Below are 1,146 nucleotides of genomic sequence, written 5' to 3' on the forward strand. Positions count from 1 at the left end.
CGTACCAGCACGTCCTCGACAGCGTGAGCGTCGAGTTGCCCACCACGGACATCACCGAGACGGAACTGCCGGAGGCACTGAAGTCAGCGGCCCGGCACGCCTTCGACCTGGCGGCTGAAATCCCCCTTCGCGCCGAGCTCTTCGAACTCTCGGCGCAGGAGTACGTACTGCTCCTGGTGGTGCATCACATCGCGGGTGACGGGTGGTCGTTGGGCCCGCTCGCCGCCGATCTTACGCGTGCCTATACGGCGCGGGTTGAGGGGCGGGTGCCGGAGTGGTCTGCGTTGCCGGTGCAGTACGCGGACTACACGTTGTGGCAGAACGAGCTCCTGGGTGATCAGAGCGACCCGAAGAGTCTGTTCGCGACGCAGATCGGCTACTGGACGGAGGCGTTGGCGGGTCTGCCGGATCAGCTGGCGCTGCCTGCGGACCGTCCGCGGCCGGCGGTGATGACCTACCGGGGTGACTACGTCACGGTTGACATCGATGCGGATCTGCACCGTCGGTTGTCGGATGTCGCGCGGGCCTCGGGTGCGAGTTTGTTCATGGTGCTGCAAGCCGGACTCGCTGCCCTGCTGACGCGGTTGGGGGCGGGTGAGGATGTTCCGGTGGGCAGTCCGGTGGCCGGCCGCACCGATCAGGCGCTGGATGAGTTGATCGGGTTCTTCGTCAACACGCTGGTGCTGCGCACGGACACGTCCGGTGATCCGACGTTCGCTGAGTTGATCACTCGGGTGCGGGAGCGGAGTCTGGCCGCCTACGCGCACCAGGACGTCCCCTTCGAGTACCTGGTCGAGTTGCTCAACCCAACCCGCACCCTGTCGCACCATCCGCTGTTCCAGGTCATGCTGGCCCTCCAGAACGCGCCTGAGGCGAGTTTCCGGCTTCCCGGTCTGACGATCGACGTCGCTCCCGGGCGGACGGGTACGGCGAAGTTCGACCTGTTCTTCAGCCTCGCCGAGCAGCGCGGCGCCCATGGTGAGCCGCAGGGCATCAGCGGTGCGATCGAGTACTCCAGCGACATCTACGACGCGCCGACCGTGCAGGCCCTGTTCGACCGTTGGCTGCACTTCCTCGACATCGCCACCACCCACCCCGACCAGCCCCTCAACCACATCGACATCCTCACCCCCGACGAACACCGGC

Annotated in this window: 1 protein-coding gene; it reads left to right on the plus strand. The window is 66.4% G+C overall.

Annotation, left to right across the window (positions count from 1 at the left end; translation table 11 throughout):
* Positions 1–23: 23 nt before the first annotated feature.
* On the plus strand, positions 24–1,146 hold a 1,123-nt coding region (locus tag ACP4J3_RS50715), incomplete at its 3' end, for a condensation domain-containing protein (RefSeq protein WP_426545079.1).

Origin of the sequence: Streptomyces sp. UG1, from assembly GCF_049974585.1 — a bacterium.
Classification (GTDB): domain Bacteria; phylum Actinomycetota; class Actinomycetes; order Streptomycetales; family Streptomycetaceae; genus Streptomyces.